Source organism: Pseudokineococcus marinus (assembly GCF_013004605.1).
GTDB classification, from domain to species: Bacteria; Actinomycetota; Actinomycetes; order Actinomycetales; family Quadrisphaeraceae; genus Pseudokineococcus; species Pseudokineococcus marinus.
This window is the reverse complement of the sequence record NZ_JABEMA010000331.1, coordinates 1-3,114: the sequence shown is the minus strand read 5'-3', so window position 1 is coordinate 3,114 and position 3,114 is coordinate 1. Positions and strand designations below refer to the sequence as shown.

Annotated in this window: 2 protein-coding genes and 1 pseudogene; all 3 read right to left on the bottom strand. The window is 77.3% G+C overall.

Translation table 11 applies throughout. The annotated features are described in order from the left end of the window. Positions 1–1,266: L-lysine 6-transaminase (gene lat / locus HLB09_RS14890; RefSeq protein WP_171204115.1), on the bottom strand; the 1,266-nt coding region annotated here is incomplete at its 3' end. A gap of 86 nt (positions 1,267–1,352) precedes the next feature. After that, positions 1,353–2,204 carry a DUF1028 domain-containing protein gene (locus HLB09_RS14885; RefSeq protein WP_171204114.1) on the bottom strand — a complete coding sequence of 284 codons (852 nt, stop codon included), beginning with the start codon at positions 2,202–2,204 and terminating at the stop codon, positions 1,353–1,355. Between the two features lie 37 nt (positions 2,205–2,241). Beyond that, a pseudogene (locus HLB09_RS14880) lies at positions 2,242–3,114 on the bottom strand (hypothetical protein); the annotation flags it as partial.

Sequence of the window (3,114 nt, the reverse complement as noted above, 5' to 3'; positions counted from 1 at the left end):
CAGGGCGCTGGCAACCTGGACCTCGCCCTGGGCGCCGGTCGCCCACTGCTGGGCCTGGCGCTGGGCGCGCTCGAGCGCGGCGCGGGCCTGGTCGGTAGTGGCCTCGAGGGAGTGCTGGGCGGCGAGGTCGCGCAGGCCCGCCAGCAGGTGCTCGCCGGCGCGGGCGGCGTGGCCCACGAGGTCGTCCCGCTCGAGCACCTCGAGGATGCGCCGCGCGCGGACCATGTCGACGAGGCCGCCGCCCCAGGTGGAGTTGATACGGCTCGAGACGCGGAAGACGTTGTCGGGCACGAGGTCCACGCGGCGGCCGGCCATGATCCCGCAGACCTGCGTCTTCTTGCCGAAGGCGACGACGTCGGGCTCGAGCCCGAGCTGCTGGTGCGCCCAGGCCGTGCCCGTGAGCCCGCAGCCGGTCTGCACCTCGTCGCAGACGAAGAGGGCGTCGAACTCGTGGCAGAGCGCCTGCAGGCCCTGAAGGAAGCGCGGGGTGAGGTGGTTGTCCCCGCCCTCCCCCTGGATCGGCTCGACGATCGCGCAGGCGATGTCGTGCGCGTGCTGCTCGAAGGCGGCGCGGGCCTGCGCGAGCGCCGCGTCCTCGCGGGCGCGCAGGACGGCGTCGTCCTCGCCCTCGACGGGGTGCGGGTTGTCGATGCGCGGCCAGTCGAACTGCGGGAAGCGCGCGACCTTGTTGGGGTCGGTGTTCGTCAGCGACATCGTGTACCCGGTGCGACCGTGGAAGGCCTGGCGCAGGTGGAGCACCTTCGTGCCGAGGGCCGGGTCGATCCCGTGGGCCTCGTTCCAGCGGCTCTTCCAGTCGAACGCCGTCTTGAGCGCGTTCTCGACGGCGAGCCCGCCGCCCTCGACGAAGAACAGGTGCGGCAGCTCGGGGACGCCGAGGACGCGTGCGAAGACGTCGACGAAGCGCGCCCGCTCCACGGTGACGATGTCGGAGTTGCTCGGCTTGGACAGCGCCGAGAGGAGCAGCTCCTCGCGGAAGGCCTCGTCCTCGGCGACGTCGGGGTGGTTCATGCCCAGCGCCGAGGACGCGAAGAAGGTGAACATGTCGAGGTAGGAGCTGCCGTCGCGGGCGTCCACGAGGCGGGACCCGCGCGAGGCCGCCAGGTCGAGGACCAGCCCCAGGCCGTCGTCGAGCATGTGCGCCGCGACGTGCTCGTGGGCGGTGGCGGCCGTGACCGGCCCGCTCGGGGCGCGCCGGCTCGCGTCGGAGGCGGCGCTCGTGGGGCGGTCGACGGTGGGTGCGCTCATGCCCCGGAGGCTAGACGGGAGATCCTCCGCTCGACAAGGCCCTCCGGCCCGGTCGCATCCCGCGAGGACCCGTCACGACGGGAGGATCATCCGTCCGCGCGGCGCAGCCGCCCGAGGAGGACGGGGTCGAGGCGGTCGACGCCGCCCGGGCGCACGCGCTCCTCGAGGTTCTGGGCGCCGGCCCACCGCTCGAGGTCCCGCTCCAGGTCTCCGCCGGTGGTGCCGGTCGCGTCGAGGAGCCGGCGGACCTCGGCGCGCAGGCCGTCGTCCCAGGCCAGCAGCTCCTCGGGCGGCGTCCGGCCGAAGAGCAGCTCGTGCTCGGCGAGCATCCGGGCGAGGTGGGCCACGGGGGCGGCGTCGTCGTCGCTGCGGAGGTCGACGACGACGTCCGAGCCGCCGTACCCGCCGCCCGGCGCGACGACGACGAGGGCCGCCGACTGCCGGCCGCGGCGGTCGCCGCCCGCGGCGTCACCGGCCTCCAGTGCGGCGAGCAGGCGGCGCGGCAGGGACCGCTCCGCCGCGGAGGCCCGCCACGCGACGACCATCGCCTCGACGACGTCCGGGCCGACCAGGATGTTGCCCTGCGCGGCGAAGGACCCCTCGGGCCCCTCGCCGGCCTCCCCGCCCGCCCACGGGTGGCACGCGCTCCCGGTGCGCGTCGCCGCCCGGCCGTCGGCGTCGACCGCGCCGGCCTGGCGCTCCTCGCGCCCCTCGTCGGCGGCGAGGAAGCGGTCCAGCGCCTCGGCGGCGCTCGCGCCGTCGCGCATCAGGGCCAGCCCCTCGGCCTTGAGCGCGAGGTTGACGGCCGCCTGGGTGGCGAGCGCCCCGACGCCCACCTCGAGGGCGGGGACGAAGCCGCCGACGGCGAGGAACTTCGAGGCGACGGCGACGCCGAGCGCGGAGCCGTCGGGGCTGCGCCCCACGATCGAGAAGGTCACGCGCGCGACCGTAGCCGCGGGGCGCCGCCCCGGCGGGTCAGCCGGCGGCGCCGCCGGGGTCCGCGGCGCGGAGCTCGAGCACGGCCGCCTCGAGGAGCCGGCCGGTGAGGCCCTCGGCGTCGCCGGCCGCGGGGTGCCACACCTGGACCCCCACGACGAGGTCGCCCGCGCGGGCGGCGCCGAGCAGGACGGTCGACCCGTCGCCCACGGGGCTCTGGCGGACGCCGGCCCAGGCCTCGTCCGCCGAGGGGACGGCGACGTCGGCGGGTGACGGCACGTCGTCGTACCAGGTGCAGTGCCCGTCGTCCTCGACGACGTCGGCGAAGGCCGCGGCGCCGCCGCCCTCGGGCCACCCGGTGACGACGAGCTCGACGGTGGTCTGGTCGAGCCGGTCGGAGTCCTCCTCCGCCCACATCCACTGCCGTCCCGCCACGGAGCGCGGCGACGACGACCCGCCGTTGCAGCTCTGCCCCGGCACGGTGGGCTGGAAGCGGTACTGGCCCAGGTCGCCGAGCCCCACCTGCCCGGCGGGCAGGGCCGCCGCCCAGGTCGCCCCCAAGTCGGGCACCTCGTAGGCGACGGCCCAGGGGTAGGCGTCCTCGCCGTAGGACTCGCCCGGCGCGAGCGGCTCGACGCGCACCACGGGCTCCGGGACGTCCACCGGCTCGGGCGGCGGGGGCGGCGGCGGGGTCTCGGTCGGGGCGGTGAGCGAGGCGAGGTGGGCGTCGTCCGCGCCCTCGGGCGCGGCCCCGGCCTCGGCGGCCTCGGGCGCCACCGGGGAGGCCGCGCGCGCGAGGACGACGTCCGGCCCGCCGAGGCCGGTCACGACCACGGCTCCGGCGGCGGTGAGCCCGAGGGCGACCGCCGCGGTGGCGCCCGCCGCGACGAGGGCCCGCCGGCGCCCGCGTGG